Origin of the sequence: Candidatus Symbiobacter mobilis CR, assembly GCF_000477435.1 — a bacterium.
GTDB lineage: Bacteria > Pseudomonadota > Gammaproteobacteria > Burkholderiales > Burkholderiaceae_C > Rhodoferax > Rhodoferax mobilis.
The window spans coordinates 271,061-288,224 of the sequence record NC_022576.1 but is presented as its reverse complement, the minus strand read 5'-3'; the positions used below and the strand labels follow the sequence as shown (position 1 = coordinate 288,224).

Below are 17,164 nucleotides of genomic sequence, written 5' to 3'. Positions count from 1 at the left end.
AAACCCAAACAAACCTCCGGATGCGCCAAGGAACTGTCGCAACGTACAAAAGGGAAAATAACTTACAGTTGCAGGCGAACGTTGATCTCAAAATTCATCTTCACTGGTCAGCTCCTTCTCCATTGGATCTGCAGTTTTTGTTACCGCCAAGATTGCTGCAAGCAAGGACTCTCCATCGGAATTGGCATCAATCTTTGCTGAAAACACAGCAACAAAATTATTACTCATTTTTCTCAACTCCCATGCTCCAAGTTTTACCTTGGAATTTTGCGTAAGAAGCTGATTAGCGATATCTGCCGTAAGAGGAGTTTTTGATCGGTATGCGACAGCCCATACTTCTCTGATCTCCAGCGATCCTAACTCAGAAGTATCGGAAGAAATAAAAATAATTTGTGATCTATCATTCCCTGCAGAATTATATAAAAGAAAATCCCCATCCTTATCAACAGTGTATTTCAAATCTTGTTCTTTTAGCAACCGTGCTATACGAATATCTCCAGCTTTTTCTTCTTTATCCTCGCCTGCAATAGTGGAAAAACAAAACAGTCCAGCAATTATGGCAGTAATCATGATTTTCATTATCACACTCCTTTTGGTTAGCAAGAAAAATATATTGTTAACAAATCTATCTAATGCAATAGATATTCACGGCATCTTCATTCGATACTGTAAAAATACCGCCCATCGCATACCATCTGGACATCATGCCCAACGTTCCATCAACACGAGTGGTGCCCACAACTAGGGGTAGGTGCAAAAGGACAGCAGGGAGGCATGCAACAACAGTCGCCAGCACAAAACACCAAGGATAGAGATGCTACGCTTTGGTAGAAGCGACGGAAGCCGCGATGGATTCTGAAAGCCGAAAAATGGATGTATACCGTACATACCGTAGCCGAGGTTGCACTGTATCCATTTCCTTTTCCCTTGCATGCTCTTGCTTGCTCTGGCAGCCCTGCAGAAAAAATTTTGCAGGGTAATTACAACACATCTGTTGAAAAACAACTTGACAAACGGCAAGTGCATCGTCTATACGTGCATTGTCCCCCTCAAAGACACCTGTCTGGTCTTTGCGATCGGTAGCATCCAGCAGCAATCGCGAGGGTACTGCAACATCCTTCCTCTCATGCAAATCACCATGGCTTCCACATTCCACGCAATCCCAACCACCCAAGTCACCCATACCATGCATCCTCTCCCCCATGCTACAGCCCGGCAACCTCGGCGCTCATCGCGCCTGGCAATGATGCTACGCCTATGCCTTTGCCTTGCCGCGCCGCCAGTGGCTGCAATGGCCGACACCACCAATGCAACAGCCTGGCGCGGGGAATTGGAGGTGCGCCAACACGTCGGCAGCGAATGTGGCGCGCAACCATCGCTACCTTACCGATTGACTGTTTTTGGCTTGATGTCTACAGAACCGGGCGACCAATCTCCTGATTCCTCTCCTCTATGGATGCTATGGGGAGACATGCACCCCATACAACTTCGTTGGGGCCCGGGCGCATCGACCGCAGCGCTACTTTCGCTGTCTACCAACCAACACATCGGCGTTCTCCAAGCCTCCGCTGTGGCAGGGAACTGGTCCGCAACCTGGCGTGAGGAAGCCAACGAGAGCGGTTGCAACTTCGTAGACGCAGCACTGCGTATGGTTCGCGTGGAAGATGCAACCCAGGCAGCATCAATCCGCCGCGATGCCGAGTACTTGGCAGAGGTTTACGCGACCCAGCGCCGGGTTGTCGCTGCCATGTCCCCCGATGCCGCACGGGAACCCCTGGCACAAATGCTCGCCTTGGCAGGGCGGCTTCCCCAAGCCAGCGCGGCAGACCAAAGCCTCGCTTGGGCATTTATGGCAGCAGGGGAACACGCCCTCCTGCTCGGTAACAAGGAAACAACCCTGGGGCTGCACGGTGCCGGAACCACTCTCTATCGCCGCCTACGCACACCACACCCCGAAGACACCGCGCTGGCACTTGTTGCACAAGCCCGTGCGTTCTACCGATACCGGGATCGCCCCCAAGCTTTTGCCTTGCTGGAAGAAGCGTTGACCATCCTGGATCAGGCAGGGAAACAGATCAGCGCCGCCGCCGCCAATGTGCGCGGACTGCAAGGGGTTTGGCAGCTATTGCGTGGTGACAAAGAAGCAGCACTGCAAACCCTGACCCAAGCAGCCTCCATCGATATGCAACGCAACGCTCCCCCAGACGAAAGGGTTGCCACACTCTTGAACCTGGGTATGGTGCTATCGGAATCGAACCGCACGGCCGAGGCACTGGCCGTATACCAACGCTCCCTCGATCTGCTACGAAGTGCCACCGAACACCCAGGAACCAAACAAGCCGACATGCAATCGCTGCGCGACATCCTTGAGTCCCGAATCCAGGAGCTGAAAGGAATGCAGCCATCCAAGCAAACCTGATTGGCTAGTTGACCAGACCATTGATGCCAATTCATCGACCGTAACCTGACCTGGGCAGAATGGCAAGAGTTCCTTGGCGATTGCTTTCCTTCCGCAAAACCTGACCCAACCTGCCAAAGCCTGATTGAAGCCAGGTGCCAGATCCCCAACCAAACCACCCATGGCTATCAAAACACAGCCCACTGAAAAATTCTGGAACACCCTGCTGGCCAAAATTGAAGAAGGCCGGGTGATTCCGGTCGTTGGCCCGTGGCTGTTGCAAGTCACCGTGGATGGCCGTACCGAGCGGCTGGAACAGGCTATTGCCCGGCGGCTGGCAAGGCGCTTTGATGTTGAGGTCGATGCTGTCGACGACGAAGACATATCGCTCCACGCTATCGTGGCCCAGGCACAGCGTGCAGACCGGCTTGAACAAACCATTACCGACTACCACACCGAAGTACATAACATTTTGCGTGGATTGTGCGCACTAGAACCACCCGAACCCCTGCTTGCCTTGGCGCGCATCGAGGGCTTTCGGCTTTATCTCAGCCTGTGTTTTGACACGCTGCTGATCCATGCGCTGGAAAAGAACCGTGATCTTCACAACCCCAAAAAGCAGCATATCGGCTATGCCCCCAACCTGCGCCGCACTGAAATCGATATACCTGCCCCGGCCAGACAACTCGACGAACCCCATGTGTATGCACTCTTTGGCAAAAGCTGCGCGGCGCCGGAGTTTGTCATCAGCGAAGAAGACCTGCTGGAATGGATTGCCTCGCTGCAAGACACCGACCACCAGCCCCAGCACATCTTCGATGCCTTGCGTTCGCACCATCTGCTCTTTTTGGGCTGCACACTGCCCGACTGGCTGCTGCGGTTTTTTGTCCGTCTGACGCGCGAAGGGCGACTTTCCGAAACGCTAGCCCGCAATGAAAGCGAAACCATCGTGGATACGCGCCTGCCCAACCAACCGGGCCTGGTCACGTTTCTGGACCATTTCAGCCCACGCACCCACTGCCTTCAGGTGGACCCAGCAGCTTTTGTCACCGAGCTGGAAACGCGCTGGCAAGCGCGCAGACAAAGCTCCTCTCCCACTGTCGCCGCCGATGTGCCCCCTGATTTACACCCTGGGGGTGTGTTTCTGAGCTACGCCAGCGACGACGCCGTCGCCGCCACCAGCCTGCACGGCGCCATGACTGGTCGGCGCATCGATGTCTGGTTTGATGCCAAACGGCTTGGCAGCGGCGACAGCTATGAAAAGATCATCAAGCGCAACATCGGTCTGTGCGGGGTTTTCGTTCCCGTCCTCTCACGCGCCACCCTGGCCCGACTCGCCAAATGGCGCGACGAGCATCGGAATGATCCGGCACATGAGCCCTATTTTTTGAAGGAATGGAAACTGGCCTTGGCCCGTGCCGAGCTTTTTGAAGGTAGCTTGGCCATCAAGCTGGTTCGCATCGACGATGTGGGCTTGAACGACCCGCTGCTGCCAGCCGGTCTGCGTGCCCTGACGTGCCAGCATCTTCCAGACGGCATTACGACCGAACAGTTTCTGGATCAGGTCAAGGCCAGCGTGCGTGAAAGCCGCAAAAGCGCGAAAGATCGAGCATGACAGCCCCGAACGCCACGCTGATCGACGATAACGCCCCCTGGCCGGGTTTGCAAAGCTACGATGAAACAGCCAGCCGCTGGTTTTTTGGGCGCGATACCGAAACGACCGAACTGCTGCGCTTGGTGCAGCGCGAAACGCTGACCATCCTCTATGGCCGTTCCGGCCTAGGCAAAACCTCGCTGCTGCAAGCAGGGTTGTTCCCCCGCCTGCGGGAGGAGAATTTTTTCCCGATTCGTATTCGCCTGGACTTCAGTGACGAGGCTCCAGACATTCTGACGCAGATTCAGGCGGAAATTGCCCAGCAATCTCGACTGCACGACGCGCAGTCGCCCGTGCCGCAGGAAGGGCAGACCACGCTGTGGGAATACTTTCATCAGCGCGAAGCCGATTTCTGGAGCGCTGACGACCGGTTATTGACCCCCGTTCTCGTCTTTGACCAATTCGAAGAAGTCTTCACCCTGGGGCGGCAGGATGACAAACACCGTGCCCGCTGCGAAGAACTGCTGGAACAGATTGGCGACCTGGTGGAAAACCGTCGACCCGAAGCCTTGCGCGCCCGCATTGAACAAAACCCTGACCTGGCAACACGCTATGCCCCGCGACACGAACGGGTGCGGGTGGTGTTCTCTTTTCGTGAAGACTATCTGCCCGATTTCGACGTGTTGTACGACTACATCCGTGGACGTACCAGCAACCGGCTACGCCTGCAACCCATGGAAGCCCCGGCTGCCGAAGCCGCCATCCTGGCTGCCGGTGGCGGGCATATCGTTACCCCAGCGGTAGCGCCCATCATCGTCCGTTTTGTGAGTGGCACCAAAGCGCAACGTGGTGCCCAAAACGTTGAGCCTGCGCTGCTTTCGCTGGTTTGTCGGGAATTGAATGCACAACGCCTGGCGCGACAGGAAGCTGCCATATCGGTGGCCCTACTGCAGGCAGACCACGCCAAACTCATCTTGGAACAGTTCTATGAGCAGGGTTTGGCTGGCCTTGGCAACGCTGTGCGCTATTTTGTGGAAGATCGCCTGCTGACTGCGGCAGGCTACCGCGATAGTTATGCACTGGACAACGCACTGGCCGAACCCGGCATCAGCGAAGTCGCCCTGCAAACCTTGGTGGATCGGCGCATCCTGCGCCGTGAGGAGCGTGGGGGGCAGGTGCGGCTGGAACTGATTCATGATGTGTTGGCCGGGGTGGCAAAGGCCAGCCGCGATCAACGGCGAGAAGCACAAGCCCAAGAAGAGGCGCGCCTGCAAGTTCAGAGAAATCGCCAAAGAGTGCGCCGCATGGGTGCATTGGCGATGTCGATGTTGGCGCTTGTGCTGGTGATGGTCGGCTTGAGCTGGAAGATGTTTCAGGCGAAGGAGGATGCCTCCATGGCCTTGGCCGAATCCCGCAAGCAGCAGGCTCTGGCCAATGACAGCCGCAATGCAGCCCTCACCGCTGAACGAGTGGCCCAACAGCAGCGTGAACAGGCGGAGGCTGAACGCAAGGCAGCATTGTGGGCCCGGGAAGAAACGGCGCATGCACTCCAAAAAGCCCTGTTGGCTGAACAGCAGGCACGCAACAGCCAAGCTGTGGCCCATGCACAGGCAAAGGTGGCGCTTGCACGATCATTGGCCATACAGGCCAATGAGATATTGGGGGGGCGTTCGGCTTACCCCTGGGTGCTGGGGTCTTTGCTGGCGCTGGAGGCCCATGCCATTGCCCCGGACTTTGTAACCCGGGGGGCATTGCTCAACGCCAGACAGCACAATGAAGTGCCATCGTCCGTCTTGTCCGCAGGCACCACAATCAGTGGAGTCGCCTTTAGCCCGGACGGCAAGGTGCTCGCTTCGGGCAGTAGGGACAAGACCGTGCGGTTGTGGGACGTTGCCACCCGCAAACCCTTGGGCGAGCCTTTGCGGGGGCATGAAAAGGGGGTCAATTCCGTCGCCTTTAGCCCGGACGGCAAGGTGCTCGCTTCGGGCAGTAGGGACGACACCGTGCGGTTGTGGGACGTTGCCACCCGCAAACCCTTGGGCAAGCCTTTGCGGGGGCATGAAAGTAATGTCACTTCCGTCGCCTTTAGCCCGGACGGCAAGGTGCTCGCTTTGGGCAGTGGGGACAACACCGTGCGGTTGTGGGACGTTGCCACCCGCAAACCCTTGGGCGAGCCTTTGCGGGGGCATGAAAGCTGGGTACGTTCCGTCGCCTTTAGCCCGGACGGCAGGGTGCTCACTTCGGGCAGTCTGGACCAGACCGTGCGGTTGTGGGACGTTGCCACGCGCAAACCCTTGGGCGAGCCTTTGCGGGGGCATGAAGATACTGTCTATTCCATCACCTTTAGCCCGGACGGCAAGGTGCTCGCTTCGGGCAGTAGGGACAAGACCGTGCAGTTGTGGGACGTTGCCACCCGCAAACCCTTGGGCGAGCCTTTGCGGGGGCATGAAGCTGATGTCAGTTCCGTCGCCTTTAGCCCGGACGGCAAGGTGCTCGCTTCGGGCAGTGGGGACAAGACCGTGCGGTTGTGGGACGTTGCCACCCGCAAACCCTTGGGCGAGCCTTTGCGGGGGCATGAAGCTGATGTCAGTTCCGTCGCCTTTAGCCCGGACGGCAAGGTGCTCGCTTCGGGCAGTGGGGACAAGACCGTGCGGTTGTGGGACGTTGCCACCCGCAAACCCTTGGGCGAGCCTTTGCGGGGGCATGAAAAGGGGGTCAATTCCGTCGCCTTTAGCCCGGACAGCAAGGTGCTCGCTTCGGGCAGTTGGGACAAGACCGTGCGGTTGTGGGACGTTGCCACCCGCAAACCCTTGGGCGAGCCTTTGCGGGGGCATGAAAAGGGGGTCAATTCCGTCGCCTTTAGCCCGGACGGCAAGGTGCTCGCTTCGGGCAGTTGGGACGACACCGTGCGGTTGTGGGACGTTGCCACCCGCAAACCCTTGGGCGAGCCTTTGCGGGGGCATGAAAAGGGGGTCAATTCCGTCGCCTTTAGCCCGGACGGCAAGGTGCTCGCTTCGGGCAGTTGGGACGACACCGTGCGGTTGTGGGACGTTGCCACCCGCAAACCCTTGGGCGAGCCTTTGCGGGGGCATGAAGCTGATGTCAGTTCCGTCGCCTTTAGCCCGGACGGCAAGGTGCTCGCTTCGGGCAGTGGGGACAAGACCGTGCGGTTGTGGGACGTTGCCACCCGCAAACCCTTGGGCGAGCCTTTGCAGGGACATGAAGATGGTGTCTTTTCAGTCGCATTTAGTCCGGACGGCAAGGTGCTCGCTTCGGGCAGTAAGGACAACACCGTCCGGCTTTGGGACATCAACCAGGCCAGTTGGCGGGACCACCTGTGCCAATGTGTCCACCGCAACCTGACCCGCGCGGAATGGCAAGAGTTTCTTGGCGATTTTCTGCCCTACCGCAAAACGTGCCCCAACTTGCCCCTTGATGCCGACCGTTGATGCTGCGTGGGCATCAGTGGTAGTTCAGCTTGGCTTGCCCAATCGGTAAGGGGAGCCTGGTGCGTATTTCGCGGAACGTGACCGGTGATTTCACGCGAACGTGACCGATAGTGGGTGCGAAATGGATAGGGCTAGATGGTAGGTTCAATCGGTCACGCTTTCGTGAAATGGCGGACACGCTTTTGCGAAACGCCGGTCACGATGGCATGAAATGGGTACGGGGATAGGGTTATCCACGGTGCCGTTCGCCGCAGGTATCTTTCCTGCCGGAGGTGGACGGCGCGGTGGGTAACCCGGTTTGGATGGAACCGGTCTCACTGAAGTTCTTTCTGTTTGCGCATGGATTCGCCCGCTAGGGCAATCTTGTGCGCAGCATGGATGACTCGGTCGAGAATGGCATCGGCCAGTGTGGGATCGTTCAGGTAGGCATGCCAATGCTCGACCGGCAATTGGCTCGTTATCAGGGTCGATCGGGAGCCGACGCGATCGTCGAGAACCTCCAGCAGGTCATTGCGCTCGGACTGGTTGAGCGCAGCCAGGCCCCAATCGTCCAGGATCAGCAAGTCCGTCTTGGACAGGCTGGCTAATTTCTTGCCGAAACTGCCATCACCGTGCGCGATGCGCAGTTCCTCGAAGAACCGGGGGGTACGAACATACGCCACGGACAGTCCCTGACGGCATGCGGCGTTGCCCAGTGCGCAAGCAAGCCAGGTCTTTCCACACCCCGTGGCACCCGTCAAAATCACATTTTGATGCGCTCGTATCCACTGGCAGGAACCTAGCTGCGCCATGGACGCTTTGTCCAGTTTCCGGTCGGTGCCGTAGCGCACATCCTCCAGGCACGCTTGACCAGACTTCATGCGGGCCTCGCGCAGCAGACGAGAAACACGGCGGTTTTCCCGCCAAGTCTGTTCACGATCGACGAGCATGGCGAATCGTTCGTCGAATGACAGGCTGGCGGCTGCGCTATTCGTCTGCTGCTCTTCGAATGCGGCAAGCATGCCAGGCAGACGCAGGGTCTTGAGAGTTTGTACGGTCTGTTCCATCAACATGATTCCTCCTTCATCAGTGGTAGTAATCAGGCCCACGCACATTGGCATGGCTGTGCAAGGGCGTGTCAGTTTTGGTGGGATCGACGGGCTGGCGATCGAGACCTTTGTCCAGGATCGATGCCACCGACCGGAAGCGATACGCGCCAATAGCCAGTGCCCGGGTACAGGCGGCTTCCATCCGTTCCGCGCCCACCTTGCGGGCCAAACGCATCAGGCCGAGGCAGGCGCGGTACCCTTGCTCTGAATGCTGCTTTTCCAGGAGCATGCGCTGAACCAATTCGCCAGTGGCAACGCCTACCAAAGTCCCCCAGGCGATCAACTTCCCAGGTGTCCACTCTGCATGGGCGCGGTGCGCCGCCGGCATGTGTTCGGCCACGGTCGTGTAGTTGCCTTTGCTGGTATTGCGCGCATGGCCTGCCACCCTGCGATTGCGAGCCAGGATTTCCACCATTCCTTGCGTAATGCGCAATTCGACTTCCTGCCGCGCCAGCACATGCGGTACGCTGTAGAAATGGCCCTCGAACTCGACGTGATAGTCGATATTGACACGTGCGCGTTTCCAGTCTGCCAGTTCGAATCGGGTGGTCGGCAGGGCTTTCAGGCACGCAACGTCCAGCCTCTCGAATGCTTCCCGCCGGGAACCAGGCAGTTTCTTGAATGGCCGGTCGTTCAGCACTGGCAATAGTTCACCTACGGCACTGTCCAGTTCCACCAGCGAGAAGAATTGGCGATGCCGTAGTCGCGCCAGAATCCAGCGCTCGACCACCTGAACACCCACTTCGACCTTCGCCTTGTCCTGCGGCTTCTTCGGTCGCGCAGGCAATATCACCGTTCCGTAGTGTTGGGCAAATTCGGCTGTTGCCCGGTTCAGTTCCGGCTCATAAGCGTTGGCGACTTTGACCAGCGCCTTGGGATTGTCCGGAACGATCAGTTCTGTCACGCCACCTATGAACTCGAGCGCCCTGGCCAGCCCGCCCAGCCAGTCTGCCTGCGTTTGCCCAGCCGTTGCACAAGCAAAGGTGTAGCTGGATGCGCCCAGCACGGCAACAAAGATGCTCGCCACTCTGCTCTCACCAGTGTCGGCATCGAAGATCGCAACGGTCGGGCCCGCAAAGTCGGCAAACAGCTTTTCACCTGCACGGTGAATCTGACGCATCGAGCGCTTGAGCGAACCAGCCCAAGCTCTGTAGCGGGTACAAAAAGCTGTGTACTGGTAAGCCGTTTCCCCGGCCTCTTGCTTGTACTCTTCCCACAGCAGGGTGAGAGTGACACCTTTCTTCTTCAGCTCCTGGTGGATCAGCGCATGGTCAGGCTCAACAAATGCCGACTCCCGGGCAGCCAATTGGCGATACAGCCGATGCTCCAGAGCGCCGTCATCCAGGTCGTCTGGCAATGGCCATTTCAGCCCGGCGTTCTCCGCCAGCTTCAGGTATTTCGATACCACCCCTTTCGATAGCCTCAGCGCCCGGGCAATCGCCTCCAGACTCAGGTCAGTGTCGTTTCGGTAACGCAGTACGTCTCGAATTTTTCTCATGGATAGTCTCTCTTGTGGCATCCCCGCTCGCTTTCAAAAAAAACAGCAAGGCTACTTCGGACTATCCATCACGCTCCCACTCAGCGGTCACGTTCACCGTGAAATCGCGGTCACGCTTTCGTGAAACGCCGGTCACACTTCTGCGAATTCGCGGTCACGTTCGCGTGAAATACGCACTGGCAATGCCGTCACTGCACGAACAATCCCGGGGATGGCCTCGATAGACGCCTGGTTTTTATGGCGTTCTTCGGCTGGCAAGGCATCGTAAGGAACCAGGGTGGCGTTGAGCCACCGGGCTTTGCGTTCCCGAACCAGCGCACGGTCTGCCGTCGGGCGCGCCCATAGCCAGCCCGAAAGCAACCGCTCCACGCAAAACCTGCGATGCTCCAGCCGCTGCAGCTCCTCGGAGCGCGCAAGTACAGCCGTTTTCAGGTCTGCCAAAAGCGATACGTCCACCCCACGCGATGCCAGCATCCGCGCATCCCCCCGTGGAATTCGTTCCAAGACAAAACCCAGCAGACGCAATTTGACGAACAAATGGTCTGCTGCATACCGGTTGGACCAGTCCAGGGTGTCGATGGGTTCCCAGGCTTCTTCCGCCGCTTTGTGCAAATCGAGGGGGGAGGACTGCCACAACCAGTCCAAATTGCCCATGCGGGTGTACACCAGATGGATGAGTTTGGCCAGTGTGTCCAAGTCGGAGCCTGGATAACACTCTCCGGGCGATATCTGATCCGAGACGGCGTGGAAAAACCCGATCCCTGCATAGCGTGGTTCCACCCCGGCAGGGGTGCTGCCACTACCGTTCGTCAGCACAATGGCTTCGTATTCCGACCGATGACCAAAGCGGGCACCCTGCACGCAACACACTACCGCATACCGCCTGTCCAGTGCCTCCGCAGTCTGGCGCAAGTGGGCGGCGGTTTCCAAACACAAGTCGTCCGATTCGACGGCGACATATATCTTGTGTAAAGGGCCGTGCCTGCATTCCGCTGCCATGATGGCTGCAGGGTCTGCAACCCCCGGCGCCATGGGAATGTGGTGAATCCGTGCAATAGGAGTCACCCCCTGGTATGCATTGCAGGCTTGCGCATCGGGCCGCAACGCTGGGTACTGCAAAAACAATCGATCCAACGCCGCCGTATCGTCCGTAAAAATCGTGATGCTGGGCACGTCGTCCTCCGAGCCAATGCACTGCTGGATGGCGTGCAACACCAGCGCGTGCAACAACGCCCCGGATCCAACGAAACCGATGTGTATAGAACACCCCCCCGTATGGCCGCCGATGGGGGGGTACTTTTCCAGCAACGCACGCGCAGCACCGGCGTACCAATCGAACCAGAACACTTGGCACTGCTCTATACCCTGCAGTTCCGGATCAGTCGAAGCAAGCAATGCCAAGCTGGGGTCGGTCACCCCGACGACAACGATGGGGGGCTTTGCTGCACGGATTGCACGGATCCTGCTAATCACCTGCCTTGCCACCAGCGCGTTGCGATGGTCATCTCCAGTCAGGATATAGACCGTACTGGCTCTGTGCAGGGGCAGTTGGCACACCACCCGGTGTTGCGTGGCATCGGCCTGGATCAGCGAGGCAGTTCTGGATCGCCTGGCATTCAGCCTGTCTGCGTGGCGGTTCGTGATGTCAATATCGATCGCCAGCACCCGGCGGTTCGATTCCAGGCACGACGCAACGCCCGTTGCCTTGCGCCCGCACCCCAGCAGAATGGTGTCCGCCCCTGCCACCCGCAGGCTCAGCCACTGTAATCGCGAACTCAGTGCAACGAAAACCGCCGCAACCAGGGACGTGGCCGTGAGTATCGGAAGTAGGAACCGCATCCACACCAGCAGGCCATTGGCAACCGTATCCCGCAAATCCAGCCCGATCACCAACATCTGTGCCGTGCGGTACAACGAATCGCCCACCCGCCCGCAAGTTTCGGAGTGCGCCGGACAGTGGATGAAATGCCCCAGCCACCCCAACCCAAAACACCCCACCAGGGCCACGGCCAAAACCCAGCGCCAACTTTTGGAAATCATGGACCGTACTCCCCATCGTTCATCGATGTATCCACGACAAGCCGCAGCAGTAGGCTCACAGCCCTATCGCAGACCTGCCATGCGCTGACATTCTGGCGCGATCCGAGGAGCTTGCAGCGGCTGGATGCCAGGTTCCCCTTACCGATTGGGCAAGCCAAGCTGAACTACCACTGGTTCCCACGCGGCATCAACGGTCGGCATCAAGGGGCAAGTTAGGGCAAGTTTTGCGGTAGGGCAGCAAATCGCCAAGAAACTCTTGCCATTCCGCGCGGGTCAGGTTGCGGCCGACACATTGGCACAGGTGGTCCCGCCAACTGGCCTGGTTGATGTCCCAAAGCAGCACGGTGTGGTCCCAACTGCCCGAAGCAAGCACCTTGCCGTCCGGGCTAAAGGCGACGGAAGTGACCAGGCTTTCATACCCCCGCAAAGGCTCGCCCAAGGGTTTGCGCGTGGCAACGTCCCACAACCGCACGGTCTTGTCCACACTGCCCGAAGCAAGCACCTTGCCGTCCGGGCTAAAGGCGACGGAACTGACAATATCTTCATGCCCCCGCAAAGGCTCGCCCAAGGGTTTGCGGGTGGCAACGTCCCACAACCGCACGGTACTGTCATGACTGCCCGAAGCTAGCACCTTGCCATCTGGGCTAAAGGCGACGGAATTGACATCAGCTTCATGCCCCCGCAAAGGCTCGCCCAAGGGTTTGTGGGTGGCAACGTCCCACAACTGCACGGTGTTGTCGTCACTGCCCGAAGCGAGCACCTTGCCGTCCGGGCTATAGGCGACGGAAGTTACCCAGTCTTCATGCCCTAAAGGCTCGCCCAAGGGCTTTCGGGTGGCAACGTCCCACAACCGCACGGTCTTGTCCAGACTGCCCGAAGCGAGCACCTTGCCGTCCGGGCTATAGGCGACGGAACTGACATCAGCTTCATGCCCCCGCAAAGGCTCGCCCAAGGGTTTGTGGGTGGCAACGTCCCACAACCGCACGGTCTCGTCCATACTGCCCGAAGCGAGCACCTTGCCGTCCGGGCTAAAGGCGACGGAATTGACCCCCTTTTCATGCCCTAAAGGCTCGCCCAAGGGCTTTCGGGTGGCAACGTCCCACAACCGCACGGTGTCGTCCCAACTGCCCGAAGCGAGCACCTTGCCGTCCGGGCTAAAGGTGATGGAATAGACATCAGCTTCATGCCCCCGCAAAGGCTCGCCCAAGGGTTTGCGCGTGGCAACGTCCCACAACCGCACGGTGTCGTCCATACTGCCCGAAGCGAGCACCTTGCCGTCCGGGCTAAAGGTGATGGAATAGACATCAGCTTCATGCCCCCGCAAAGGCTCGCCCAAGGGTTTGCGCGTGGCAACGTCCCACAACCGCACGGTCTCGTCCATACTGCCCGAAGCGAGCACCTTGCCGTCCGGGCTAAAGGTGATGGAATAGACATCAGCTTCATGCCCCCGCAAAGGCTCGCCCAAGGGTTTGCGCGTGGCAACGTCCCACAACCGCACGGTCTTGTCCCAACTGCCCGAAGCGAGCACCTTGCCGTCCGGGCTAAAGGCGACGGAACGGACACTCTCTTCATGCCCCCGCAAAGGCTCGCCCAAGGGTTTGCGCGTGGCAACGTCCCACAACCGCACGGTCTTGTCCCAACTGCCCGAAGCGAGCACCTTGCCGTCCGGGCTAAAGGCGACGGAACTGACTTCAGCTTCATGCCCCCGCAAAGGCTCGCCCAAGGGTTTGCGGGTGGCAACGTCCCACAACCGCACGGTCTTGTCATCACTGCCCGAAGCGAGCACCTTGCCATCTGGGCTGAATGCGACTGATTTGACATCAGCTTCATGCCCCCGCAAAGGCTCTCCCAAAGGTTCGCGGGTGGCAACGTCCCACAACCGCACGGTCTTGTCCAGACTGCCCGAAGCGAGCACCTTGCCGTCCGGGCTAAAGGCGACGGAACTGACAATATCTTCATGCCCCCGCAAAGGCTCGCCCAAGGGTTTGCGGGTGGCAACGTCCCACAACCGCACGGTGTTGTCGGCACTGCCCGAAGCGAGAACCTTGCCGTCCGGGCTATAGGCGACTGCAATGATTATGGTGCCTGCGAACAAGACAGACGATGGCACTTCATTGCGCTGTCTGGCGTTGAGCAGTGCCCCCCGGGTTACAAAGTCCGGGGCAATGGCATGGGCCTCCAGCGCCAGCAAAGACCCCAGCACCCACGGGTAAGCCGAACGCCCCCCCAATATCTCATTGGCCTGCATGGCCAATGATCGTGCAAGCACCACCTTTGCCTGTGCATGGGCCAGAGCCTGCTGCTTGCGGGATTCAGCCAAGGCTATGGCAGTCTCCTCCCTCGCCTCAAACATCTTCCAGCTTAACCCCGCCATCACCAGCACCAATACCACCATGGCACCCGCAAACGCCCACATCCTTTTCAGCTTGCGCCGGTTCTTTTCCCGTTCCACCGCTTCGCGCCTTCGGTCTCGGTTTTCTCTGACCACGGGGGCCAGCAGGTCGTGGGTGAGTTCTAGCCACTCCACGTCGCCGCGTGGCTCCATGCGCAAAATGCGCTGGGTGACCAGGCCCTGAATGGCATCTCGCCCCACACCGGTGCGCTGCATCAGGTCTTGCAGCGGGTACTGGGCGCGGTGGCCTCCGTCGGTCAGCAGGTGTTCTTCCAGTCCTTCGACCAGGGCGGCAGGTTGATGGATCAGTGCCCGTGCTACCAGTTCGCGCAAAATTTCATGTTGCCCCAGCTCCAGCATGTCCGCACCAATCTGGTCGGCGTGCCGGCTGATGCGCCGTTCGTTGAGTTCGCGACAAACCACCGAGAGCAGCGCTGGTTCGATGGTCAGTTCCTGGAGCGGGCGCGGTTTCTTTTCGGCTGCCACAAAGCGCACGATGTTTTCTGCCAGCCCTGGTGCCAGCAACTGGCCGCCAGAGTCTTCCAGCACCTTGCACGCTGCGCTGCCGCTCAGGCGTTCCAGTCGCAGGCGGTTCAAAAATAGCGAGTGGATGCGTCCTTTGAGCGCTTCAAAGTCGGGTAAAAAGTCTTCCCGAAAGCTCAGCAGCAGTTTGCCCACCACTTGGCCGTTGTCCTGCCCGTCAGCGGGGGCTTGATCGGGCTGGCGGTTTTCAATCAGGTCGGCCAGTTCGTCCAGAAAGGTCTGGCTGCGTTGGGCATCGGCGCGGCCCAGGGTAAAAATTTCTTCAAACTGGTCAAATACCAGCACGGGGGTCAGCAAGCGGTTGCGAGCGCTCCACCATTCCAGGTCGCGGCGATGAAAGTAGTCCCACAGCCCTTCATCTGGTTGGGGTAAGGGGGCATCGAGTGCTTCGCGCTGGATGACGGCGGTGATTTCGGCCAGCACCTGTTGGGCCAGCGGGCGTGCCTGGGTGGTGTAGTCCAGGCGCAGGTAGATGGGTTGCAGGTCAACTGCACGCAGGCGGGGGAAGAGTCCGGCTTGCAGCAGCGAGGTTTTGCCCAGGCCTGATTGGCCAAACAGCACGGTCAGGCGTTCGCGGCGGATGCGACGGGTCAGGTCTTCGGCCTCAGCTTCACGGCCAAAGAAGTAGGCGCTGTCGGCTTCGGTGTAGGCAGCCAACCCGGGCCAGGGACGTTCGCGGCTCAGGCTATCGGGGGTGGGGGTGGCGTTCATCGGACACCTCGACGCAGTTCACGCACCAGACTTCTCAGTCGGGTGACAAAGGCCTCATCGACCACACCGTCGGGGGCTGAAGTCCACTGGGTGGCATTGAAAGATTCTTCGACACGGGCACCGTAGGGCTGGGTGTTGTCAATGACTACGGGCAGCAAAAATGCTCGGCTGTGGTGTTGGGCGTGTTGGCGTTCGCTGGCCCAGCGCCATTCGCGTCTGAAAAAGCCTTCCAGTCGCGCTTCGGTGTGTTGCGAGATGACGGGCACAAAGAAGTCGCAGCGCTGAATGGCTTCCTGAATTTTGTGGGCATAGAGGTCACCGCTCTCCAGCCGGTCACGGTCAAACCAGGCATCGATGCCACTGTCATGGAGTTGTCTGGCCAACTTTTCAACGGCGGGACGGTCTTCGCTGGCGTAGCTGATAAAAATTTTGCCGTGGCAGGTGCGGGGGTCTGGCAAGGCGGCTTCGTCTTCGCCTAACTGAGGCACTGGCGGGCGTGTTTCCATCCAGCGCCGGTGCAGTTCGGCCACAAAGGCTTCGGTGCCGGAGCTTACGGTGGTGATGTCGCCACCAAACTGGCTTAAAAATTCGGCCAGTGTGTCGTGGGTCGATGGCATGACCAGGTATTCGGTGGAATCTCGCCGACGTGACAGCAGGTCACCCCGCAACAGTCGCAACAGCAAACGCATGGCCCAGTCGGGCAAATCAACCCCCAGGATGAGCAGGTGCTGTTCGGCGAGTGCGCCAAAGAGGTGCTCAGGGCGCTGGGTTTCGCCGTGCAGCGCGTTGAGGAATTCAAGCAGGTCTTCGTCGGTGACAACGTGGTCAGCGGTATTGGAGCTTTTGCCCAGCAAGTGATAGACCGTGGGCAGGCTCAGAGATTCAATGGGCAGGGGCAAATCATGCTCTTGCTTGTTGCGCCATCGCGGCTTGAAGGCCCGCACATCCACTTTGCCCCGCGCCCCGCGCACGGCATCGGCCAGCAGCGGGTCCACACCCAGCGTGACCATCAGCGGAAAGTCAGTGATGTCCGCCAGTTGTTGCAGAGCGGGTGGCAGTGGCGGTGGGTTCTCGTTCAGCAAGGCTGCCAGCCGCAGGTACAAATCACGCGGCTTGCCCCCCTCACCCACATAGCGCCCGGCCACCGATCGCAGGTCGTCGCCGGGCAAGTATTCCAGCTTCAAGCGCAATGCAAGCTGTCGCGCCAGATAGCAAGACAGCGTCAGCCCGTCGTCGCCAGGCATCAGTACGCCGCTTCCAATGACCGGAATCACTCGGCGGTCACGGATATAGGAAAGTAGGTCGTCCCAGGGAAAAGTGGTGAGGTCGTTCATGGCGCAACATGGAGATAGTGATAGTGATAGTGATAGATTGAAACAGTCATCGATGGCATGGGAACAATCCGTTTCCTATGGTGCAAAAAATTGGTTCAAAATAACCAAGGAACAGAG

Annotated in this window: 9 protein-coding genes; 3 read left to right on the top strand and 6 right to left on the bottom strand. The window is 58.9% G+C overall.

Annotated elements, in window-relative coordinates; translation table 11 throughout:
* Positions 1-87 precede the first annotated feature (87 nt).
* Complete coding sequence (locus tag CENROD_RS01070) at positions 88-579, bottom strand: hypothetical protein (RefSeq protein WP_022771206.1); 492 nt, start codon at positions 577-579, stop codon at positions 88-90.
* 559 nt (positions 580-1,138) lie between these two features.
* On the opposite strand from CENROD_RS01070, the gene CENROD_RS01065 reads away from it, so the two are divergent.
* From CENROD_RS01065 to CENROD_RS12290, 3 genes are all read left to right on the top strand, one after another.
* Positions 1,139-2,419, top strand: a complete 1,281-nt coding sequence (locus CENROD_RS01065; protein ID WP_238551797.1) for a tetratricopeptide repeat protein — start codon at positions 1,139-1,141, stop codon at positions 2,417-2,419.
* Between the two features lie 160 nt (positions 2,420-2,579).
* Entirely contained in the window at positions 2,580-4,013 is a 1,434-nt protein-coding gene (locus CENROD_RS01060; RefSeq protein ID WP_022771203.1) for a toll/interleukin-1 receptor domain-containing protein, read from the top strand.
* Positions 4,010-7,441 carry an nSTAND1 domain-containing NTPase gene (locus CENROD_RS12290; RefSeq protein ID WP_022771202.1) on the top strand — a complete coding sequence of 1,144 codons (3,432 nt, stop codon included), beginning with the start codon at positions 4,010-4,012 and terminating at the stop codon, positions 7,439-7,441. Before CENROD_RS01060 ends, CENROD_RS12290 begins: the two co-directional genes overlap by 4 nt.
* A gap of 314 nt (positions 7,442-7,755) precedes the next feature.
* Here CENROD_RS12290 and istB read toward each other — a convergent pair whose 3' ends face one another.
* From istB to CENROD_RS01030, 5 genes are all read right to left on the bottom strand, one after another.
* Complete coding sequence (gene istB, locus CENROD_RS01050) at positions 7,756-8,493, bottom strand: IS21-like element helper ATPase IstB (RefSeq protein ID WP_041193651.1); 738 nt, start codon at positions 8,491-8,493, stop codon at positions 7,756-7,758.
* 13 nt (positions 8,494-8,506) lie between these two features.
* A complete protein-coding gene (gene istA, locus CENROD_RS01045) occupies positions 8,507-10,048 on the bottom strand; it encodes an IS21 family transposase (RefSeq protein ID WP_022771022.1) in 1,542 nt (513 codons plus the stop codon).
* A gap of 111 nt (positions 10,049-10,159) precedes the next feature.
* Positions 10,160-12,067: an NAD-binding protein gene (locus CENROD_RS01040; RefSeq protein ID WP_022771201.1), complete on the bottom strand. Its 1,908-nt coding sequence runs from the start codon at positions 12,065-12,067 to the stop codon at positions 10,160-10,162.
* Between the two features lie 187 nt (positions 12,068-12,254).
* Positions 12,255-15,713: a WD40 repeat domain-containing protein gene (locus tag CENROD_RS12285; protein ID WP_022771200.1), complete on the bottom strand. Its 3,459-nt coding sequence runs from the start codon at positions 15,711-15,713 to the stop codon at positions 12,255-12,257.
* Positions 15,710-17,047 (bottom strand): toll/interleukin-1 receptor domain-containing protein, encoded by a 1,338-nt coding sequence (locus CENROD_RS01030; RefSeq protein WP_022771199.1) that lies wholly within the window; start codon positions 17,045-17,047, stop codon positions 15,710-15,712. Before CENROD_RS01030 ends, CENROD_RS12285 begins: the two co-directional genes overlap by 4 nt.
* Positions 17,048-17,164 lie beyond the last annotated feature (117 nt).

Excerpts from the sequence above, each read along its gene's own strand:
- CENROD_RS01070 (WP_022771206.1), bottom strand. The coding sequence starts at position 579 with ATGAAAATCATGATTACTGCCATAATTGCTGGACTGTTTTGTTTTTCC.
- CENROD_RS01065 (WP_238551797.1), top strand. The coding sequence starts at position 1,139 with ATGGCTTCCACATTCCACGCAATCCCAACCACCCAAGTCACCCATACC.
- CENROD_RS01060 (WP_022771203.1), top strand. The coding sequence starts at position 2,580 with ATGGCTATCAAAACACAGCCCACTGAAAAATTCTGGAACACCCTGCTG.
- CENROD_RS12290 (WP_022771202.1), top strand. The coding sequence starts at position 4,010 with ATGACAGCCCCGAACGCCACGCTGATCGACGATAACGCCCCCTGGCCG.
- istB (WP_041193651.1), bottom strand. The coding sequence starts at position 8,493 with ATGTTGATGGAACAGACCGTACAAACTCTCAAGACCCTGCGTCTGCCT.
- istA (WP_022771022.1), bottom strand. The coding sequence starts at position 10,048 with ATGCCACAAGAGAGACTATCCATGAGAAAAATTCGAGACGTACTGCGT.
- CENROD_RS01040 (WP_022771201.1), bottom strand. The coding sequence starts at position 12,067 with ATGATTTCCAAAAGTTGGCGCTGGGTTTTGGCCGTGGCCCTGGTGGGG.
- CENROD_RS12285 (WP_022771200.1), bottom strand. The coding sequence starts at position 15,713 with ATGAACGCCACCCCCACCCCCGATAGCCTGAGCCGCGAACGTCCCTGG.
- CENROD_RS01030 (WP_022771199.1), bottom strand. The coding sequence starts at position 17,047 with ATGAACGACCTCACCACTTTTCCCTGGGACGACCTACTTTCCTATATC.